We start from the raw sequence: 20,252 nt of genomic DNA, 5'->3' as shown, positions 1-20,252 counted from the left end.
GTGATCTACTGACAACTACATAAGCCATCAGGTGTTGCGAGGACCCCTAGAAACCGCCCTGACAGTACAAAAGGGCCCCGCGTGCGTTCAAGCAGGTGCGGAGGGTCACGGGGGCGTGCGCACTGTTGGCTGATGCCACACACACGTCCCATCTGGCACGCTAGGTGACGTGCTGAGGCTGGCCGGAGCGCGGGTGCTCGACGAGCGCGACCTGATCGACGTGCGCGGGGTGTTCGACGACGACCCCGTGGCCGCGTGCATGGTCGCCGCAAGGGTGGAAGTGGCCGGCCTCGACCCGTGGCGGCTGGGCGGCGAGATGTGGGGTTCGGACTCGCGCCCGATCCGCGGGAAGGTCGACGGCCTGTGCTTCTCCGGGCCGAACCTGATTCCGCTGAAGGGCGGCGCGTCGTCGATGCGCATGTTCGCGGACCGAGCGCGTCGTCGCGGCCGCATGTGCTCGAGCCTCGTCGGCCCCGCCGAGCAGGTCTTAACCCTGTGGGACGAGCTGCAGCCCGACTGGGGCCCTGCCCGTGAGGTGCGTGGCGACCAGCCGTTGATGGCGATCTCCAGCCCTCCGCGGGCGACTCCGGATCCGCTGGTCCGCCAGGTCCGCCCCAGCGAGCTCAACAGGTACCTCCCCGCGGCGATCTCGATGTTCATCGAGGAGGTGGGCATCGACCCGTGCGCAGAAGACGGCGGCGCGGGTTACCGAGCCAGGGTGTCCGAACTGATCGCAGCGGGTCGAGCCTTCGCGAGGTTCGAGAACAACGAGGTCGTCTTCAAGGCCGAGATCGGCGCCATGTCGTCCAAAGTGGGCCAGATCCAGGGCGTCTGGGTCCGCCCGGACCGCAGAGGAGAGGGTCTGGGCACCGCGGGAACAGCGGCTGTGGCCGACCGCCTGGTCCGAGTCCTCAACCGCACGGCGAGCCTGTACGTGAACGGCTACAACCACGTGGCGAAGGCGGCCTACCGCCGAATCGGCTTCGAACAGGTGGGCCAGTACGCCACGGTCCTCTTCTGAGAGGGCATACTCGCGCGGGTGCGCCTTCTCGCGACGATCACGGCAACGGTCCTGACGGTCACGCTGAGCGGCTGCGGCCTGTTCAGGTCGGAACCAGGAGCACCGGAGATCACCAACGACTTCCTGGCGAAGCTCGCGTCCGGTGACGTCCAGGGTGCCGCCGGGCTGACCGACAACCCGAACGACGCCAAGGAGACCCTGGAGAAGTTCCGGGGCGCGCTCAAGCCGGAAGGGCTGAGCAGCAAGGTCGACCAGATCCGCAAGAACGGCGAGATGGCGTCCGAGGCGAGCGTCAGCCTCGACTGGGACCTCGGCAAGAACCGCCACTGGACGTACTCGACCAAGTTCGACGTGCGCCAGGAGGGCGACTTCTGGAAGGTGCACTGGGCCTCGTCGGTGATGCACCCGAAGCTCGCACCGCAGCAGTCCATCAAGGTCACCGAGCTCAAGCCAGACCCGGCACCGGTGCTCGACCGCGACGGCACGCCGTTGCTGGCCCCTGAACGCGTCGTCTCGGTGCTCCTCGTCGCGAAGGAGGCAGGTGACCTCGGCACGGTCACCAAGGCTCTCGCGGACGCGCTGAACCCGCTGGACAAGGCGATCACCCAGCAGACGATCACCGACGGGGTCGGCAAGACCCCGGAGGGCCAGGCCTACCAGGTCGCGGCGCTGCGGGATCCCGACTACCAGACGGTGAAGCCCAAGATCTACGACCTGCCCGGCGTGCGGTTCACCTCGCAGACGTCGCTGCTGGCCCCGAGCCGCAACTTCGGCTCGCAGGTGCTGCCCGCGGTGCGCAAGCTGGTCGAGAACGACATCGCGGGCCAGTCCGGCTTCCGCGTCGCCACGATCGACGCTCAGGGCATCGAGATCGACGAGCTGTACTCGAAGGCCCCCGAGCCAGCCAAGGCCGTGAACGTCGCGCTGTCCCGCGCGATCCAGGCCGCGGCCGAGGACGCCGTCGAGCCGGTGCAGCAGCCGACCGTGCTGGTCGCGATCCAGCCGTCGACCGGCGACATCCTGGCCGTCGCGCAGAACGACCCCGCCGACGCGCAGGGCGCGATCTCGCTGACCGGCCGCTTCCCGCCGGGTTCGACGCTCAAGGCCGTGTCCGCGCTGGGCGCGATCCAGTCCGGCAAGGTCAACGCCGAGACGCCGCTGCCGTGCCCAGGCAAGACCACCATCGACGGGCGGCGGATCGTGCCGAACTCCAACGAGTTCGACAAGGGCACGATCCCTCTGCGCAGCGCGTTCGCGTTCTCCTGCAACACGACGTTCGCGCAGCTCGCCGTCGACATGCCGCCGGACCTGCTGACGAACACCGCCCTGTCGCTGGGCCTGGGCGTCGACTTCGACGTCCCCGGCCTGACCACCATCACCGGTTCCGTCCCGCCCGCGACCGACGTCGTGGAACGGGCGGAGGACGCGTTCGGCCAGGGCAAGGTGCTGGCGTCGCCGTTCGGCATGGCCCTCGTCGGTGCGTCCATCGCGAAGGGCTCGATGCCGGTGCCGCAGCTGGTGCGCGGCAAGGAGACCAAAGCGGACAAACAGCCCACGGCGCCGCCCGCTGCCGCGCTCGACCCGGTGCGGCAGATGATGCGCGAGGTCGTCGACTACGGCACTGCACCACAGCTCAAGCCGTACGGAGACGTGCGCGGCAAGACTGGTACCGCACAGTTCGGCGACGGCGTGCACTCACACGGGTGGTTCATGGGTTACCGGGGCGATCTCGCGTTCGCGACGCTCGTTCTCAGCGGGGAGACTTCGACACCAGCCGTGGAGGTGGCGGCGAGGTTCCTCAAGGCGGTGCCGTGATGACTGAGACGAAAACCCTGCGGGAGCGACTGATCCGGGCGGGCATCCTGCTCCCGGCGCCTCGCGTGCCGGAGCCCCGTGCCGAGGACCGGGTTCAGGGCGGTCAGCGCCCGCAAGGCTAATCTGGAGAGCATGGCTGTTCGTGCTCCGTTGCAACCCGGTGTCCAGTCTCCGCGGCGTCAGGTGCCCTCGCGCATCGTGCGTCCCGAGTACGTGGACAAGCCCGCGCCGCAGAAGAGCACCGACCCGTGGGTGCAGACGCCGGAGATCATCGAGGCCATGCGCGTCGCCGGCCGTCTCGCCGCCCAGGCACTGCAGGAGGCCGGCAAGGTCGTCGTGCCGGGCGTGACGACGGACGAGATCGACGCGGTGGCACACGAGTTCCTGTGCGACAACGGCGCGTACCCGTCGACGCTCGGCTACCGCGGCTTCCCGAAGTCGTGCTGCACCTCGCTGAACGAGGTCATCTGCCACGGCATCCCGGACTCGACGGTGGTCGAGGACGGCGACATCGTGAACATCGACGTGACGGCCTTCATCGGCGGCGTGCACGGCGACACGAACGCCACGTTCCTCGCGGGCAACGTCGCCGAGGAAAACCGCCTGCTGGTCGAACGCACGCACGAGGCCACCATGCGCGCCATCAAGGCCGTGAAGCCGGGCCGTGAGATCAACGTCATCGGCCGCGTCATCGAGGCGTACGCGAAGCGCTTCGGCTACGGCGTCGTGCGCGACTTCACCGGCCACGGCATCGGCCGCTCGTTCCACAGCGGACTCGTGGTCCTGCACTACGACGAGCCGTCGATGAAGACGGTCCTGGAACCCGGCATGACGTTCACGATCGAGCCGATGATCACCCTCGGCGACTACGAGCACGACATGTGGGACGACGGCTGGACCGTCACCACGAAGGACAAGAGCTGGACCGCCCAGTTCGAGCACACCATCGTCGTGACCGAGGACGGCGCGGAGATCCTCACAGTCTGCTGATCACGGACTTCAGCGCGGCCGCGACCGTCGAAGGCGACGTCGCGGCCGCCAGGTGGTGCGATTCGACGCGTTCGACGGGCCAGCCCAGCGCCTCGGCCCGCGCCGCCGCCTCCTCGTAGACCGGCGACAGCAGCACGTACCCGCACGCCCCGGACCACTCGACGACCGGGCGCTGCTCCTTCAGGAACTCCCACGGCACCTCGGGTGCCTCGTCGCGCATCTCCTCGCGCAGCCCGGCGGGCACGAGCCGCAGCGGGTCCTCGGCGAACCACAGGTCCCAGCGCGGCAGCCTGCCGCCCCGCACCGACGCCTTGACCTGGCTCACCAGGGCGGGGTCGACGGTGTCGCGCCACGCCTTGCCCGGCGTCGGCAGGTCGGAGTCGAGGAACACCAGGCCTTGCACGTCCAGTTCCAGGGCGTCGGCGAAGGCCGGCAGCAGCGGTCCGGCGCCGCTGTGGCCCACCAGGACGAGCGGTCCGGTGACGCCGGAGTCGTCCAGGGCGTCCGCGAAGGCGCCGATCAGCCGTTGGTGCACCGGGGCCTCGTTGACGGTCATCTGCAGGTCCACCAGCAGCACGGCCACCCCGTCGGAGGCCAGTTCGTCGGCGAGCGGACGCATGCTCGACGGGCCGAGGAACGGGCTGTGCATGAGGACGACGGTGACCATGTGGGTGATGATGGCAGCATTGGCGTCCATGCGGGGCGCGATGTTGATCTGTGGGACGACTTCGGACGCGGGCAAGAGCGTCCTGGTCGCGGGTTTGTGCCGCTTTCTGGCACGCCAGGGCGTGGACGTCGTGCCGTTCAAGGCGCAGAACATGTCGAACAACTCGTTCGTCACGCTCGACGGCGGGGAGATCGGCAGGGCGCAGGCGTTGCAGGCGCGGGCGTCGTTCAAGGAGCCCAGCGTGCGGTTCAACCCGGTGCTGCTGAAGCCCGGCAGCGACCGCACGTCCCAGGTCGTGCTGCACGGCAGGGCGGTCGGCACCGTCTCGGCGATGAGCTACCGCGAGCGCAAGGCGGAGCTGCTGGACGAGGTTCTCTCCACTTTGGACGGACTGCGGCGCGACCACGAGGTCGTCGTCTGCGAGGGCGCCGGCTCTCCCGCCGAGATCAACCTGCGCGCCAACGACATTGCGAACATGGGCCTCGCGACGCGGGCGAACCTTCCGGTGCTCGTCGTCAGCGACATCGACCGCGGTGGGGTGTTCGCGCACCTCTTCGGCACGGTCGCGGTGCTGGACGCGGCGGACCAGGCGTTGGTCTCCGGGTTCGTGATCAACAAGTTCCGCGGTGACCGGCGGTTGCTCGAACCGGGCCTGAAGCAGCTGAAGGCTCTGACCGGACGGCCGGTGCTCGGCGTGCTGCCGTGGCGCGAGGAGCTCTGGCTCGACGCCGAGGATTCGTTGTCCTACAACGCGGACGGCGTGGTCGGCCGGCCGAAGCCGCCGAAGCGCGACTGGTTGCGCGTCGCCGTGATCCGCAACCCGCGCATCTCCAACGCCACCGACGTCGAGGCGCTGGCGTGCGAACCCGGTGTGTCCGTGCGGTTCGTGACGGAGCCCGCGGGGCTCACCAACGCGGACCTGGTCGTGCTGCCGGGATCGAAGTCCACGCTCACCGATCTCCAGTGGCTCTTCGACACCGGGCTGGCCGAGGCGGTCCGGCGGTTCGAGGGGCCGGTTCTGGGCATCTGCGGCGGCTTCCAGATGCTGGGCCGCTACATCCAGGATCCGGACGGGGTCGAGTGGCGCACCAGCGGCACCGGGGGACTGGGCCTGCTCGACGTCGACTTCCGCTTCGAGCGCGAGAAGACCCTCGCGCGGCCGACCGGGCTGGCGTGGCGGGAACACGTGACCGGCTACGAGATCCACCACGGCCAGGTCGTGCGCAGCACCGAAAAGCCGTTGATCGACGACGAGGGTGCCCAGACCGACCGCGTCCTCGGCACGCACTGGCACGGCCTGCTGGAGAACGACACCTTCCGCCGCAAGTTCCTGCGCTGGGCCGCCGACCGCGCGGGCAGGGACTTCGAGCCGGAGGAGGTGAGCTTCCAGGCCGCCCGCGAGGCCCAGCTGGACCTGCTGGGCGACCTGGTCGCGGAGAACCTCGACACCGAGGCCGTCATCGACCTGCTGGAACGAGGGGCTCCGGCAGGACTTCCGTTCGTGCCGCCCGGCGCCCCACCAGCTGCGGAATAGCGAGCCCCAGCAGCACGATCCCGCCGGCGGCCGCCCGCAGCACGGTCAGGTCCTCGCCGAGGAACGCCCACGCCGAGAACATCCCGAACACCGGCACCAGCAACGAGAACGGCGCCACCGTCGACGACTCGTACTTGCGGAGCAGGAATCCCCAGACGGCGAACCCGAGCAGTGTCGAGATCCACGAGACGTACCCGATCGCGCCCACCCCGGCCCAGTTGAGCCTGCCGAGCGCGGACACGTCCTCGGTCAGGAACGCCAGTGCGAACAACGGCAGCACCGCCACCGCGCTGACCCACACCATGAACCGCAACGTGTCCGCCGGCTTCGCGTAGCGCATCAGCACGTTCGACACGCCCCAGCACGCCGCCGCCGCGATCACCAGCAGGAAGCCCATCAGCGGCGACGACAGCCCGTAATCCCACGCGATCAGCCCGATGCCCGCGATCGCGAGCCCGATCCCGGTGATCTGCACCGGCTTCGGCCTCTCGCGCAGAATGACGGCGGCGAACACCGCGGTGAAGATCACCTGGCTCTGCAGCACCAGGCTCGACAACCCGGCCGGCATGCCCGCGTGGAGGCCGATGAACAGGAAGCTGAACTTCGCGACGCCCAGCACGAGTCCGACGGAGATGATCCAGCGCCAGGCCACCGTCGGCCGTCCGACGAAGAAGATCGCGGGCACGGCGGCGGCGAGGAACCTGAGGGCGGAGAACAGGATCGGCGGGAACTCGTCGAGGCCCACCTTGAGCACGACGAAGTTGAAGCCCCAGATGGCGGCGACCAGGACGGCGAGCAGGACGTGACGGGGACTCATGCGGTCAAGCTTGCGCGCGCTAACTATTAAGCACCAGTTCCGATTGCTTAGGTAATGGGTTTAGCATCACTACATGCTTGATCTGGGAAGGCTCAAAGCACTGCACGCCGTCGCCACCCACGGCACGGTCGGCGCCGCAGCGGAAGTGCTCGGCTACACGCCGTCCGCGGTCTCGCAGCAGATCGCCAAACTCGAACGCGAAACCCGCACCACGCTGCTCGAACGCCAGGGCAGGGGCGTCCGCCTCACCGACGCCGCGCTGCTGCTCGCCGACACCGCGGGCCAGGTCCTCAAGCTGGTCGAAGAGGCCGAGGTCGCCCTGGAGGAACAACGCGGCGCCGCGATCGGCCGTCTGTGCATCGGCTCGTTCGCCACGGCCGCCCGCGGTCTGCTGCCGGACGTCCTGGCGGCCCTGATCGAGCAGCACCCGGCGCTGGACGTGCGGCTGACGGAGATCGACCCGCCCCAGGCCACGGAGGCCGTCGCGCGCGGCGAGCTCGACCTGGCGATCGTGCACGACTGGCAGAACACCCCGTTGCCGGTGCCGGAGTCGTTGTCCCGCGTGCACGTTGCCGACGACGTCGCCGAGGTGCTGATCCCCGCAGCGAATCCCCTGTCGCAGAAGGAGTTCCTCGAACCCGCCGACCTGGCGGGCGAGCGGTGGATGTGCCAGCCGGAGGGCTCGATCTGCAACGACTGGCTGGTGCGGACGTTCCACGGCGCGGGCTTCGAACCCGAGCTGGCCTACCGGATCAGCGAGTACCGGACGCAGATGGCGTTGCTGGCCAAGGGGATCGGGGTGGCGTTGATCCCGCGGCTGGGCAGGGGAGAGGTGCCGGACAACGTCCGGGTCGTGCCGTTGCGGCCCACTCCCACTCGGCGGTTGTACGCGGTGTGGCGGACGCAGGCTTCGCGGCGGCCCGCGATCAAGGCGGCTCTGGACGTGATCAGGCAGGTGGCGCTTTAGGGCGCTTTGCCCTCGCCGCGCCCGCGGAACCGGACGCCGACCTTGTAGTCGTTCGGCTCCTCGTTGTCGCCGCCCTTGCCCGAGTTGCACGGCCCGCACATCGGATCGAGCTTCGCGCTCGCGGCGTCGTTGTACCAGGCGTTGCGCTCGTCGTAGCTCATGTTGTTGCCGCCTCTGGACTGCCAGTGGGTGATCACGGACGGCTCGTGGTCGAACGTGAGCGGCTGGTGGCCCTTCTTGTTCAGGCGGATCTTCTTGCAGTGCGGGCAGAAGTAGGCGGTGCTGTCGCTCAGCGCGGGGGAGGTGGCGGGAATTTTGGCGCGCAGGTCCAGGAAGGCCTTCCTGCGGTTCTTGCCGCCGGTGTCGTTGTCGGAGTTCCAGCCGCCGTAGACCTGAGTGCGGAAGTTCTTGCCGCGGTACTCGCCCTTGAGCTCCTGCTCGGCGGTGACCCACTCCGACCCGTGGGCGAGGCTCTGCAGGCTCTTCATCTTGTACTCGCGGCCGATGTCCACCAGCAGGCCGGCCGCCTTGACGATGTGCTCGTTGATCTGCTTCTCGAGCGCGGCGGTCATGACGACGCCCTCGGTGTGCGGGGAGTCCTCGATGTTCTTCGCCAGGACGAGTTCGCGCTCCACCTTCTCGAGCGCCTTCTTGAGACCCCGCCTGGGCAGGTTGCCCCTGTCGCGATCGGCCAGCTCGTTCCACGCGTACCTGAGCAGGTCCTCCAGGCGCTGCCGCCTGCCCGACGCCATCTCGACGACGAGCTTGCCGCTCACGGTCTTCGCGTAGAGCGTGTGTCCGGCGCCGTCCATGTCGAACGTCTTCTCGATGTTGACGTTCGCGGGGGCGGCAGCGTCCTTCTTGCGCGCGAACCTGCCCTTGATCCCGCGGATGAGCGGACCGGCCAGCGCGAGCCCCTTCTTGATCACCCAGTCCAGCGCCTTGTTCACCGGCTTCTGCAGCGTCTCGATGATCGACCGGATCTTCGCGCCGATCCCGCCGAGCCCGATGACGCTCGCGAGGAACCCGATGATGATCGGGACCATCTGGCCGAGCACGTCGTTGATCTTGTCGACGACGCCGCTCACGTTGCCGCGCACGATGTCGGCGACCGAGTCGATGACGGTGTTGACGAACTTGAGGATGCGGCTGCCGTTGTTCACGAAGAACATCACGACGTCGTAGATGAGCTTGCAGGCCTTGATGAACGCGGCGGCCGGGTTCAGCAGGCCGATGAGCCAGGTGATGCCCGCGGTGATGATCTTCGTGATCACGAAGTCCTTCACCTGGGCGAGGATCGTCTCCTTGATGTCGCCGAGCTTCTCCAGCAGCATCTGCCACAGGCCCGCCACGCCCTGCGACGCGAGGACCTGGAAGATCTCCACGCCCTTCTCCGCCGCTGCCACGGCCTTCTCGCCGATCTGGCGCACCAGGCGGGTGCGGATGTTGGCCCACGTCAGGCCGAAGATCGACGCCAGCAGCTTGATGATGCCGCGCAGGTCGAACTTCTCCGGGAGCTCGACGCCCGCCTCGGCCAGCGCTCCGAACAGCCAGCCCATCAGGCCCTTGCGCAGGTGGTCGAGGATGTTGTCCTTGAACTTGAGGATGCCGCCCTTCACGCCCGCGATCAGCTTGCCGAGGAACTCCACCGGTTTCTTGATGATGTCGCCGACGACTCCGGCGGCGCGCGAGAGGACGTCGCGCAGCATCGCGGCCAGTTCGCGGATCGTGTTGACCACGCCCTTGACCGCGTCGATGGCGGCGTCGACGAGGCCCTTGTTCTCCGCCTGCAACGCCTCGATGCGTTCGTCGAGTCCCTGCCGTGCCTCGACGTACTTGGTGGCCAAGGAGTCCACGACCGCGTCCTGCTTGGCGGTGACGTCGTTTTCGAGCTGCTCGAAGCGGTCGTTGATCTCCGCGGACGCGTCGGCGCCGACCTTCCGCAGGTCCGGCGACAACGTCTTCACGTAGGCGGCGATCTCGGCCTTGCCCGACGCGATTCGTTGCTTGGCAAGGGAGAGGTCGTTGCCGACGATGTCGGCGACGCGGGAGATCACGCCGTCCATCTGCTTGAGGTAGAGCTCGCGCCCGGCGGTGTAGAACTCGTTCACCTTGTCCGGCATGCCGAGCAGCTTGTCCTTGGCCCAGCGGAAGCCGCCGAGCCAGCCGCTGTAGCGGTCCTGCTTGTAGGCGCCGACCTTGGCCGCCACGAACGACTCGAACGCCTGCCGCGCCTGGGCCTCGCCCTGCGTGAACGCCGCGTCCACCTTCGGGTCGATGCCCTCCAGGATCTTCTTCACCTCGGCCTCGGTGGCCGCGAAGATGCCCTGGATCTTCGTCGTCACCTCGGCGCGCTTGGCCTCGTCCTCGGACTTCGCCTTGCCCTTGTCCGCCACCAGGCCCGCGAGCGCCGCACCCTTGGCGCCCTGCATTCCCGCCACCCCGGCGGCCGTCACGGCGGACGCGTCGGCCCTGGCCTGACCGAGCACCTGCTGTTCCTGCGCGCGGAACTGGGCGGGCGCGGTGTCGGCGTGCGCGGCGGCGGACTGCTTGGCGTCCAACGCCTGCTGGAACTGCGGCTCGTTCGACTGGCGCAGCTGCTCGTCGGTGACGTCGCCCTGTTCCTGCGCGATCTGCTGCTTGCCCGGCCGCAGATCGGTCTGCGCCGGCGGCGCGGGCTTCGGTGCGGCACCGGCGGCCGGGATGGCGGGGGCGGTGCCGGGGTTCTCCTGCGCCATCGGCGTGACGGGCTTCGGCACCGCCTTCGACTGGTCCGGCGGCGCGTCGGTGGCGGCCGCGATGTCCTTGGCCTGGCCGTCCTTGCCTTCCGACACCATGCCCTTGACCTCGGCGGCGACCCCGTCGGCCTTGCCCTGCGGTGACGTCGCCTCCTGCAGCGTCTTGGGCGACTTGGCCTCGATCGCGGTCTTCACGGCCGCGATGAACGCCTGCTTGTCGAACGAACCCGCGTGCTGCGCGTCCATCGAGTCGACCTTCGAGGCCTTCGCCTGCCCGGCGAGGTCGTCCGCGGGCGCCTGCGCGGCGTCCTGCGCCTCCTTCGCCTTGGCGGCGGCGGGCGGGTGCGCCTTCTTCGCTGCCGCGAACCCCTTGACCTTCCCGGTCACCCGCAGGAACGCCGGATCCGCCGCTGCCACGGGAGGAACGGCCGGGGCAGCACCAGTTTTGGCGTTCTTGCCGCCACCACCTGCGGCGCGGCGAGCGCCCGCCTTGCCGAGCGGCGACTTCGCCGGCACGGGCTTCGGGGGCGGTGCCGGCTTCTTCGGCGGCACCGCGTTCGGGCCGAACCCGGTCGTGGTCACGGCGAGCGCGGACGCGGGCGGCTTCGGGCCCTCCAGCGTCACCGGCACGCCCGCCGACTGCGCCGCCTTCAGGCCCTTCTCGACCGTGTCGATGTCCGGCTCGCCGCGGCGGACCTCCTTCAGCGCGGCGTCGATCGAGGTCTCGTCCGGTTGTTTCTGCTTGGCGGCCATGAGCGCGCCCACGGCCGCGTTGCCCGCGTCGCGTTGCAACGCGAGCAGTGAGCGCAGGCCCACGACCGGGCCCGCCTTGCGTTTGCCGTCCGCGAGAGCGCCTGTGACCTCTGCCTTCGCGTCGGCTGACCGGCGAGCGACCACGGGACGAGCGTGACCGAGCCTCGTGGCCCCGAACACGACCGCCAGACACACGCAAGGGCGGGAAAAACCGCCCTAAGGGGCAACGATCACGTGCTTTTTGCCCGGAGCCATCACCTTCAGCACCGCCTTGGCTTCCCTGACCACGCCCGCCACGTCCTTCTTCGTGGTCGTGAAGTAGGGCTCGATCGTGAGCGTCGCCGTGTCCTTGGTCTCGGTGACCGACCAGGTGCCGCGCAGGAACCCGTCCACGAGGAACGTCGGCGGGAAGACACCGTTGCGGACCGCGCCCCACCGCGCCCGCGCCTCCTCGCTCATGATCCGCGTCCGGTCGGCGTGCCCCAGCAACACGTTGTCGAACGCGGGCAGCAGCCGCGCCGGCGCTGGCGTGTCCTCATCGACGATCACGCCGTCCGGCACGTCCAGCAGCACCTTGCCCGCCTCGTTGCGGTACTCCACGAGGTTCAGCTCCGCCGCGTGCGCCTTCAGCCCGACCAGCCGCGACCACGCCTGCATGTCCGCCGGCGTCGCGGGCCCGAACGCCCGCAGGTACCGCTCGATCAGCTCCGGCACGGCGGTCTCGGTGGGCAGGTCCCCGCCGAGCCACGAGGCCAGCGCGACGTTCTGCGGAACACCGCCCACGCCCCAGATCCCGCGCGGCGGCACCTGGACCATCGGCACCAGCATCTGCGCCTGCGTCGACAGCTCGCGCGCCTTCGCCTCTGGGAAGTGCTGCTCCAGGAACGCGCCGATCTCCGCGACCGTGCGCGGTTCGGTGTCGACGTACTCGCGCGTGACCGCGGCCAGCTTGTCCAGGTCGATGTCGACCCGGCTCACGGGTGGCATGACGAGCCGCGCCCGCTTGGTCAGCTCCGGCTGCAACGCCGCGCGCATCAGGTGGGCGTCGGAAGCCGAGACCAGGTGCAGGGTGCCGCGCCACAACGTCATCCGCACCAGCGACCGGTCGATGATCAGCTTGCTCAGCGCGTCGAACTCGAACGGGTCGAGGCGCGTCCACAGCGCGAGGTACGGCGGCGCCGGCGCCTGGGCCTGGAGGCCGCAGAGGTGCTCGACGGCCTCCACGATCGGCATGCCCGTCCGCTCCAGAAGCAGCTGCCGCGCCAGCAGCGTCCTGTTCAGCGTGCGGTTCGGCAGAGTGATCACAGCGCCTCGAAGAACTTCTTGATGTCCTGCACCAGCAGGTCCGGCTCCTCCATCGCGGCGAAGTGGCCGCCGCGGTCGAACTCGGTCCAGTGCACGATCGTCGGGATCATCTTCTCCGCCAGCGACCGCACCGGCGCGCTGAGGTCGTGCGGGAAGATCGCCACACCGGTCGGCACCGTCGTCGGCTGCTGCGGACCCCACGACGCCGCCTGTTCCTTGTACAGCGCCGCCGACGAGCCCGCCGTGCCGGTGAACCAGTACACGGACACGTTGGTCAGCATGTGGTCGCGGTTCACCGCGTCCTCGGGCACGCCCTCGTTGTCCGTCCAGTCGTGGAACTTCTCCGCGATCCACGCCAGCTGCCCGACCGGCGAGTCCGTCAGCGCGTAGCCGAGCGTGCGCGGCCGTGTGCGCTGGAGGTGCATGTAGCCGGACAGTTCCTTCTGGTAGTGGTCCAGCGACTCCAGCGCCCTGAGCTCCTCTGCCGTGAGGTCGTTGACCCCGGACGGCCGGAACGTCTGCAGCATGTTCACGTGCACGCCCACGACGTGCTCGGGGAACACCCTGCCGAGCTCCTGCGCGATGCCGGAGCCCCAGTCGCCGCCCTGCGTGCCGTACCGCTCGTAGCCCAGGCCCTCCATCAGGTTCGCGAACGCCCAGGCGATGCGCAGGACGTTCCACCCGGTCTTCCGCACCGGTCCGGAGAACCCGAAGCCGGGGATCGACGGGATGACGAGGTGGAAGTCCTCCGACAGCGGCTCGATCACGTCCAGGAACTCGACGAACGAGCCGGGCCAGCCGTGGATCAGCAGCAGCGGCAACGCGTCCGGCTTGCGCGACCGCACGTGCAGGAAGTGGATGCGCTGTTCGTTGATCTCGGTCGTGAACTGCGGGTAGGAGTTGATCCGCCGTTCCTGCGCGCGCCAGTCGAACCCGTCTGCCCAGTACTCGGCGAGCGGGCGCAGGTAGCCGAGCGGGATGCCGTAGGACCAGCCGACCCCTGGCAGGTCCTCCTCCGGCCACCGCGTGTTGCCCAGGCGTGCGCGGAGGTCGTCGATGTCGGCCTGCGGGATCTCGAGGTGGAACGGCGTGATCTCCATGGCCCCCACGCTATGAGCTCATGCGGACGACTTCGGTCCGGGATCAGCAGAACTTCTCGATCAGCTCCTCGAAGAACCCGCCTGCCTCGATCGCCGCCTTCTCCTGGTCACCGTCCCGCACCGCGTGCAACAGCCCGGTGTGCGACACCTGGTCGCGGCCCGGCTGGCTGGTGTCGACGGAGGCCGCCACCGAAGCTTTGACCGCCTCGGTCAAGCCCTGGTAGAGCTCCGCCAGGAGCGTGTTGTGCGAGCACTGGACGAGCAGCACGTGGAACGCCGTGTCGTGCTCGATCACCTCGGCCCACTGCTCTGCCTCCATCGCCGCGTCGCGCTTGCGCAGCAGCTCGGTGAGGCGTGCCAGCTCGGCGTCGGTGCGGTGCTTGGCGGCGAGGCGCGCGCCCTCCATCTCCAGCGTGCGGCGGACCTCGAGCACCTCCTTCAGCTCCGTTCCGCACATGCGGCGGACGGCGCCGGAGATCTCGCTGGTCGCGCGGACGAACGTGCCGTCGCCCTGCCGCACCTCCAGCAGGCCCGCGTGCGAGAGCGCCCGCACGGCCTCGCGAACCGTGTTCCGACCCACCCCGAGCGCGGTGACGAGCTCGGGCTCGGGCGGGATGCGCTGCCCGACGGGCCATTCGCCGCTGGTGATCGCGCTTCTCATCTGCTCGATCACCTGGTCGACGAGGCCTGCTCGCCGGGTAGTGGCCAACGGCACAGCGTCATCCTTTCATCCGAACATCCTACGTCTGCGATAGTGTTCGCGTGACGATTCAGCAGACGACTCTTGCCGCACAGACTGCCACCGATCCAGGTCGCAGGGTGACGGTCGTCAAGAATCGTCACGTTCCGCTGGTCGGGTCCACGCTGCTCGCGATCGGGGTCGCCCTCGCGGCGGCGAATCTCCGCCCTGCGGTGACCAGTCTGGCCTCGGTGCTCGGTGATGTCCGCGCCGCCCTTGGGGTTTCGGCCGCTTGGACCAGCGCGTTGACGGCCGTTCCGGCGCTCTGCTTCGGCTTCGCGGCGTTCGCGGCCCCCTGGCTGGGTCGCCGCCTCGGCATGGCCCGTGCGATCGGACTGTCCTTGGGGGTGCTCACGCTCGGCCTGGTGTTGCGCGTGATCGACGGTCCGTGGGTCGTGCTGGGCGGCACCTTCATCGCCTGCGCGGGCATCGCGGTGTCCAACGTGCTGATCCCCGTGGTGGTGAAGGCGTCCTTCCCGGCGAAGGTCGGCCTGATCACCGGTGTCTACACGGGAGCGCTCGCCGCGGGTGCCGCACTGGCCGCCGCTCTCACGCCGCGGCTGGAGGACCACCTCGGCTCGTGGCGCCTCGCCGTCGGCGCGTGGGCGCTGCTGTCGGCGGGTGCGCTGATCGTGTGGTTCGCCGGTGCGCGCCATGGTGCGGAGTCGACGGTCGTCCGTTCGGCCGCTCCCGCCGAGAAGCGGTCGTTGCTGCGCAGCCCGCTGGCGTGGGTGATCACCGTGTTCTTCGGCCTGCAGTCGCTGTTCGCCTACACCGTCATGGGCTGGCTGCCCGCGATGCTCGTCGACTCCGGCGTCGACCGGAACACCGCAGGCATGCTGCTCGCCGTCTCGATGCTGCTCAGCGTCCCGGTGAGCCTCTTCGTGCCGCCGCTCGCCGCGCGGTTCTCCAGCCAGGGCCCGATGGTGCTGGCGCTCGGCCTGCTGTCGTTCGCGGGCATCTTCGGCATGCTGGTGGCCCCGTCCGCCGCGCCCGGCCTGTGGGTGGTGCTGATCGGGTTCGGCATGGGCATGTTCCCGCTGGCGCTGCTGATCATGTCCCTGCGCACGAAGTCCACTTCGGACACCGCGCGGCTGTCGGCGATGGCGCAGAGCCTCGGCTACCTCATCGCGGCCACCGGCCCGTTCGCGTTCGGCCTGCTGCGCGACGCGACGGGCTCGTGGACCGTGTCGCTCGTGCTGCAGCTCGTGCTGCTGGCCGCGTTGACCGGTTTGGGCATGATCGCGGGCCGTCCTCGCTACGTTTGACCCCGTGACACTGGGGATTGGTTTTCTCGGCGATGCAACGGTTTCCCGGGACGGGCAGGAGCTGAAGGTCGGGCACGCCCGCCAGCAGTGCGTTCTCGCCGTGCTGGCGGTGGAGGCCGGTCGTCCGGTCTCGCTCGACCAGCTCACCGAACGCGTCTGGGGCGACGATCCACCCGCCAAGCCGCGCGACGCGCTGCACGGTTACCTGTACCGGTTGCGCCAGGTGCTCGGCGACGACGCGATCGTGCGGAAGTCCGGCGGGTACGCGCTGGTCGCGTCCGACGTCGACCTGCACCGGTTCGAGCAGCTGATCTCCTCAGGACGGCACGAGGAAGCGCTGGCGTTGTGGCGCGGGGAACCGTTCGCCGGCCTGCGGTCGCCCTGGCTCGATTCCGTGCGGGACAGGCTGCTGCAGCAGAAGCACGTCGCCGAGACCGAACGCGCCGAGATCGCGTTGCGGGAAGGCCGACACGGCGAGGTTCTCACCGGCCTGATCGCGCGAGCCGCCGACCACCCGCTCGACGAACGGGTGACGGGCCAGCTCATGCTCGCCCTGCACCGCAGCGGCCGCTCCGCCGAGGCCCTGGAGTCGTTCGAGCGGCTACGGCGCACGCTGGCCGACGAGCTCGGCACGGACCCCAGCGCGGTGCTGCGGGATCTGCACCACCGCATCCTCACCGAGGCCGAACCGTCCGGGATCGAGCTGCCCGAGGCCGGGAAGCCGGTGCGGCGCCGGAACTCGCTGGTCTTCGCCGTGGCCGGGGTCGTCGTGCTGGTCGCTGTCCTGGTCACCGTGCTGGTCAACCAGGGCACGCCCACCACGCCGTCGTCGGCGCCCACGGGCAAGTACGCGGCCCGGTTGAAGGCGGGCGACCTGTGCGTGACCGAGGGCAGGGACCGCCAGACGCACGACGGGCCGCCGATCGCGGTCCAGGGTGCCTGCTCGGACGCGCCGCCGCAGACGTTGATCGAACCGCTGGGCGGCGAGAACGACAGGATCTGGTGGAACCACCCGGTGAACGGCCTGGGCTGCCTCAGCGCGATGGGTGGTTCGGTGCAGGAGGGCGCGCGGCTGGAGCCGTGGGACAAGTGCCGGGACGACCTGACGTTCCAGCAGTTCCGGTTCGAACGGGTCGGCCAGGACCGCTACCGGTTGCGGCCCCTGCACACCGACCTGTGCGTCGGAGTGCAGGAGCCGCTGGCACCGGGTGCCGAGGTGGTGCTGGAGAAGTGCACCGGCGGTGCCGATCAGGAGTTCGCCGTCGAACGGATCTAGAACTTCGGCTTCACGTACCCGTAGACCGCGCCGCCGTTCGTCGTGGCCGTCTTCGGGTCGATGGTGCGCTTGGTGACCTTGTCGGACAGGTTGCCGTCGATCGTGGTCAGCTTGCCGTCCGAGTGCACCTTCACGACGATCCCGACGTGGCCGTTGAGGCTGCCCGGCGTGCCGAACACGATCGCGTCACCGGCCTTCGGGTTGCCGCCGCGCGTGCCGGCGGGGCGGCGCTTGAGCAGGTCGTTGTCGGCACCCCACTTGGCCCAGTACGTGGCGACCCACGCCTTGCCGTAACCCGCGGGCGGGAGCTTCGTGACGCCCGCCTTCTTCCACACCCACCTGGCGAACATGCCGCACCAGGCCGCGCAGTCGTCGCTGTACTTGTTGCAGTTGTTGGCCCGCTCCTTGTAGCCCACCTCGGCCGTCGCGATGCGCACGATGTCGGCCGCCGACGAGATCTGCACTTCCTCAGTGGCAGCGGTCGCGGACGACCCCAGCAGCAGCGTGCTGATGATCGCGGACAGCACACCCGCGATGAAGGTTTTCCTGATGGATCGCACGTTCTTCTTCGCCCCTCGCATGTCGTGTCGCGGTGCCCGTCCGGACACCGCGGTGAAGTCGACACGGCGGCTCTGGGACGCGTCTGGTTCGCGCTGGGGAAGTTCTGGAACGCCTGGTCAGCAGGTGGTCAGGAATCGAGAAGCGACCGCCTCGCGGCGCTTCTAGCGTTGTCGCCATGGACATCAACATTCACGCCACGTTCCTCCCGCACACCGACCCCGAGGCCTCGCTCGCGTTCTACCGCGACCTGCTCGGCTGGGAGGTCCGCGCGGACGTCGGCAAGGGCACGATGCGCTGGATCACCGTCGCCCCGGCGGGGTCGGGCTCCGCGGTGGTGCTGGAGCCGCCGGCCATGGCGGAGGGGCTCACGGACTCGCAGCGCACCGCCATCACCGAGATGATCGAGGGTGGCTCGTACGGGTACATCCAGCTGTCCACGCCTGACCTCGACGGCGTGTTCGACAAGCTGCAGGCGGGCGGCGCCGACGTCGTGCAGGAGCCGACCGATCAGCCGTGGGGCTCTCGTGACTGCGTGTTCCGCGACCCGGCCGGCAACAACGTCCGGATTCTCCAGGCCTAGTTGGAGACGAAGCCCCGGTGCAGCACCGCGAGCTGATCGGCGAGGTAGCGGGCCCATGCCTTCGCCCGATCCCAGTCCGGTGCCGCACCACCGAAACTCACCGGCCCACCGGCCCCCAGCTTCCGCACCATGCGAGTGACATCGTTCGGTACGGGCGGAATGCCGCGGTGGAACAACCACATGGGCGTCTGTTTGAGGGAAGCCTTGTGCCGCCGCACGAACCGATGCGCATCGCGGGCCGCGGCGTCGCCCATGATCACGGCACCGAACCCGTGCAGCGTGTCGGTTGCGGCGACCGAGAGCACTGTGACCCTCAGCCCGCACCCGGCGAGTTCGGTGCCGATGATCTGGGCGATCTCGTCGGTGGCGGCGATCTTCGAGGTGTACGCGACGAGGACTCTGTCAGTCATCGCTGCATCGTGGTCGGCAGGCGAGATCAACGACAGCGGCGGAAGTCCCTGTCGGGCAAGGCCTTCAGTCCAGCGGCAGGTTGAGCAGCGCGTTCTCGACCAGTTCCGGCATCGCGGGATGGATCCAGTACTGCCCACGTGCCATGGACTTCGCGTCCAGGCCGAAGCTCATCGCCTGGATGAGCGGCTGGATCACCGAGGACGCCTGCGGCCCGATGATGTGCGCGCCGAGCAGCTGTCCGGTGGCGGGATCCGCGAGCAGCTTCGCGAAGCCCGTCGTGTCCTCCATCGCCCAGCCGTACGCGATGGACGCGTAGGCCTGGCTGGCGGTGACGTACCGGATTCCCCTCGCCTTGGCCTGTTCCTCGGTCAGGCCGACGCTCGCGATCTGCGGGCTGGAGAACACGGCGGCCGGCACGAACCGGTGGTCGCTGCGCATCGGCTCGTCCGGGTGGAGCAGGTTGTGCTGCACCACGCGCGCCTCGTGGTTCGCCACGTGCTTGAGCTGGTAGTCCGAGCTGATGTCGCCCAACGCCAGGATGTGCGGCCGGCTCGTGCGCTGGTACTCGTCGACCTTGATGCGGCCGTCGTCGTGCAGCTCGATCCCGGCCTTGGCCACGTCGAGCAGGTCGGTGTTGGGCTGGCGGCCCGTCGCCACGAGAAGCTGGTCCGCCTCAACGGTTTCCGCGCCGTCCGGGCCCTCCATGTGCAGGCGGACACCGGTGCCGGTCTTCTCCGCGCGGATCGTCTTGCGCTGCAACCGGACGTCCCACTTCGTCCTCGCGACGTCGGTGAACCGCTGGGCGATCTCCAGGTCCTCGTGGCGCAGCAACAGGTTCGAGCGCGCGATCACCGTGACCTGCACGCCGAAGCTGCTGAACACGTGCGCGAACTCGGCCGCGATGAACCCGCTGCCGAGGATGATCAGGCTCTTCGGCAGCTCGTCGAGCCGCATGATCGAGTCGCTGGTGTGGAAACCGGTCGTCTCGATGTCGGCGACCTCGGGAACCGTCGGCCTGCTGCCCGCCGCCACGACGATCCGGTCGGCGGTGATGGTCTCGCCGGTGCCCGTGTCGATCGTGTGGGCGTCGACGAACTTCGCGGTGCCCTCGTAGACGATGACGTTCGCGTTCTCGTTGGCACGCCAGTTGCGGCCGCCCTCGGAGATCGGGTCGATGCGCCCGAAGATGCGGTCGCGGATCTGCGGCCAGTGCACGGCGTCGAGGTGGGCGTCCACGCCGAGCTTCTTCGCGTTGGCAGGCGCCGCGGCCTGGTCGGCGGTGTGGACGAACATCTTGGTGGGGATGCAGCCCACGTTCAGGCAGGTGCCGCCGAAGGTCCCCTTCTCGAGGATGGCGATGTCCCAGCCCGCCATCGCCTCGTTCGGGATGGAGTTGCCGGAGCCGGTACCGATGATGACCAGGTCGAAGTGCCTCACGTGTCGATCCAACCACCTCGGGCGGGGCGGTGTTCCCGAGTCGGGTGTTACGCAGGCCTTACGAGCTCCAGCCGAGGTCGATGAAGGGCTCCTTCATCTACGTCAGGTGTGAACTGGGCCCCGAAAGTTGGACTGGCTAAGTGAAGGTTAGGCCGCGAGGGTCTGGGCTCGGTATTCGGCCGGGCTCAGGCCTTTGAGCGTGGTGGAGATGCGAGTGGTGTTGTACCAGTCGATGTAGTCGTGCAGCTGCGTGGTGAACTCCTCGGTGGTGTC

At 69.1% G+C, this 20,252-nt stretch carries 19 protein-coding genes; 9 read left to right on the top strand and 10 right to left on the bottom strand.

Annotated features, from left to right (window positions below; translation table 11 throughout):
• The first annotated feature begins 169 nt into the window (after positions 1-169).
• Genes IEZ09_RS43820 through map form a run of 4 tightly spaced genes read left to right on the top strand, consistent with a single transcriptional unit; the run spans position 170 to position 3,826 of the window.
• Positions 170-1,021 carry a GNAT family N-acetyltransferase gene (locus IEZ09_RS43820; protein ID WP_189259784.1) on the top strand — a complete coding sequence of 284 codons (852 nt, stop codon included), beginning with the start codon at positions 170-172 and terminating at the stop codon, positions 1,019-1,021.
• Between the two features lie 18 nt (positions 1,022-1,039).
• Complete coding sequence (locus IEZ09_RS43815) at positions 1,040-2,836, top strand: penicillin-binding transpeptidase domain-containing protein (RefSeq protein WP_189259783.1); 1,797 nt, start codon at positions 1,040-1,042, stop codon at positions 2,834-2,836.
• On the top strand, positions 2,836-2,958 hold the full coding sequence (locus IEZ09_RS47610) for a hypothetical protein (RefSeq protein ID WP_268247689.1): 123 nt from the start codon (positions 2,836-2,838) through the stop codon (positions 2,956-2,958). Before IEZ09_RS43815 ends, IEZ09_RS47610 begins: the two co-directional genes overlap by 1 nt.
• A 10-nt stretch (positions 2,959-2,968) precedes the next feature.
• Positions 2,969-3,826: a type I methionyl aminopeptidase gene (map, locus tag IEZ09_RS43810; RefSeq protein ID WP_189259782.1), complete on the top strand. Its 858-nt coding sequence runs from the start codon at positions 2,969-2,971 to the stop codon at positions 3,824-3,826.
• Here the strand turns inward: map and IEZ09_RS43805 are convergent.
• A complete protein-coding gene (locus IEZ09_RS43805; protein ID WP_189259781.1) occupies positions 3,813-4,493 on the bottom strand; it encodes an alpha/beta fold hydrolase in 681 nt (226 codons plus the stop codon). The two genes, map and IEZ09_RS43805, sit on opposite strands and share 14 nt — an antisense overlap.
• Before the next feature lie 28 nt (positions 4,494-4,521).
• Here IEZ09_RS43805 and IEZ09_RS43800 point away from each other — a divergent pair, with 28 nt between their 5' ends.
• The gene (locus IEZ09_RS43800; RefSeq protein WP_189259785.1) at positions 4,522-6,027 is read left to right on the top strand and encodes a cobyric acid synthase; all 1,506 of its coding nucleotides are present in this window, start codon (positions 4,522-4,524) and stop codon (positions 6,025-6,027) included.
• Here the strand turns inward: IEZ09_RS43800 and IEZ09_RS43795 are convergent.
• The gene (locus IEZ09_RS43795; RefSeq protein ID WP_189259780.1) at positions 5,951-6,844 is read right to left on the bottom strand and encodes an EamA family transporter; all 894 of its coding nucleotides are present in this window, start codon (positions 6,842-6,844) and stop codon (positions 5,951-5,953) included. The two genes, IEZ09_RS43800 and IEZ09_RS43795, sit on opposite strands and share 77 nt — an antisense overlap.
• Before the next feature lie 73 nt (positions 6,845-6,917).
• On the opposite strand from IEZ09_RS43795, the gene IEZ09_RS43790 reads away from it, so the two are divergent.
• The gene (locus tag IEZ09_RS43790) at positions 6,918-7,811 is read left to right on the top strand and encodes a LysR family transcriptional regulator (protein WP_189259779.1); all 894 of its coding nucleotides are present in this window, start codon (positions 6,918-6,920) and stop codon (positions 7,809-7,811) included.
• Here IEZ09_RS43790 and IEZ09_RS43785 read toward each other — a convergent pair.
• The 4 genes from IEZ09_RS43785 to IEZ09_RS43770 all read right to left on the bottom strand — a co-directional run bounded on the left by IEZ09_RS43785 (position 7,808) and on the right by IEZ09_RS43770 (position 14,422).
• Entirely contained in the window at positions 7,808-11,446 is a 3,639-nt protein-coding gene (locus IEZ09_RS43785; RefSeq protein WP_189259778.1) for a phage tail protein, read from the bottom strand. The genes IEZ09_RS43790 and IEZ09_RS43785 overlap by 4 nt on opposite strands.
• Before the next feature lie 72 nt (positions 11,447-11,518).
• Entirely contained in the window at positions 11,519-12,607 is a 1,089-nt protein-coding gene (locus tag IEZ09_RS43780; protein ID WP_189259777.1) for a winged helix DNA-binding domain-containing protein, read from the bottom strand.
• Entirely contained in the window at positions 12,604-13,707 is a 1,104-nt protein-coding gene (locus tag IEZ09_RS43775) for an epoxide hydrolase family protein (protein ID WP_189259776.1), read from the bottom strand. The genes IEZ09_RS43780 and IEZ09_RS43775 overlap by 4 nt, the downstream gene beginning before the upstream one ends.
• Positions 13,708-13,750: 43 nt before the next feature.
• Positions 13,751-14,422, bottom strand: coding sequence for a FadR/GntR family transcriptional regulator (locus IEZ09_RS43770; protein ID WP_189259775.1), 672 nt, complete (start codon positions 14,420-14,422; stop codon positions 13,751-13,753).
• Between the two features lie 104 nt (positions 14,423-14,526).
• Here IEZ09_RS43770 and IEZ09_RS43765 point away from each other — a divergent pair, with 104 nt between their 5' ends.
• Positions 14,527-15,714, top strand: a complete 1,188-nt coding sequence (locus IEZ09_RS43765) for an MFS transporter (protein ID WP_229813469.1) — start codon at positions 14,527-14,529, stop codon at positions 15,712-15,714.
• Between the two features lie 4 nt (positions 15,715-15,718).
• Positions 15,719-16,990, top strand: a complete 1,272-nt coding sequence (locus tag IEZ09_RS43760) for an AfsR/SARP family transcriptional regulator (protein ID WP_189259773.1) — start codon at positions 15,719-15,721, stop codon at positions 16,988-16,990.
• Here IEZ09_RS43760 and IEZ09_RS43755 read toward each other — a convergent pair.
• A complete protein-coding gene (locus tag IEZ09_RS43755) occupies positions 16,987-17,550 on the bottom strand; it encodes a CHAP domain-containing protein (protein WP_189259772.1) in 564 nt (187 codons plus the stop codon). The genes IEZ09_RS43760 and IEZ09_RS43755 overlap by 4 nt on opposite strands.
• Before the next feature lie 176 nt (positions 17,551-17,726).
• On the opposite strand from IEZ09_RS43755, the gene IEZ09_RS43750 reads away from it, so the two are divergent.
• Entirely contained in the window at positions 17,727-18,131 is a 405-nt protein-coding gene (locus tag IEZ09_RS43750) for a VOC family protein (protein ID WP_189259771.1), read from the top strand.
• On the opposite strand, the gene IEZ09_RS43745 is transcribed toward IEZ09_RS43750, so the two are convergent.
• The 3 genes from IEZ09_RS43745 to IEZ09_RS43735 all read right to left on the bottom strand — a co-directional run.
• The gene (locus tag IEZ09_RS43745; protein ID WP_189259770.1) at positions 18,128-18,541 is read right to left on the bottom strand and encodes an NADPH-dependent FMN reductase family protein; all 414 of its coding nucleotides are present in this window, start codon (positions 18,539-18,541) and stop codon (positions 18,128-18,130) included. The genes IEZ09_RS43750 and IEZ09_RS43745 overlap by 4 nt on opposite strands.
• Before the next feature lie 64 nt (positions 18,542-18,605).
• Complete coding sequence (locus IEZ09_RS43740) at positions 18,606-19,979, bottom strand: mycothione reductase (protein WP_189259769.1); 1,374 nt, start codon at positions 19,977-19,979, stop codon at positions 18,606-18,608.
• Positions 19,980-20,126: 147 nt separating this feature from the next.
• Positions 20,127-20,252, bottom strand: a 126-nt coding sequence (locus IEZ09_RS43735) for an IS3 family transposase (protein ID WP_189259768.1), incomplete at its 5' end; no start/stop codon positions are given.

It is taken from the genome of Lentzea flava, from assembly GCF_014648475.1.
Lineage (GTDB): Bacteria > Actinomycetota > Actinomycetes > Mycobacteriales > Pseudonocardiaceae > Lentzea > Lentzea flava.
The sequence above is the reverse complement of the archived record's forward strand: the minus strand, read 5'-3'. Positions and strand labels throughout refer to the sequence as shown.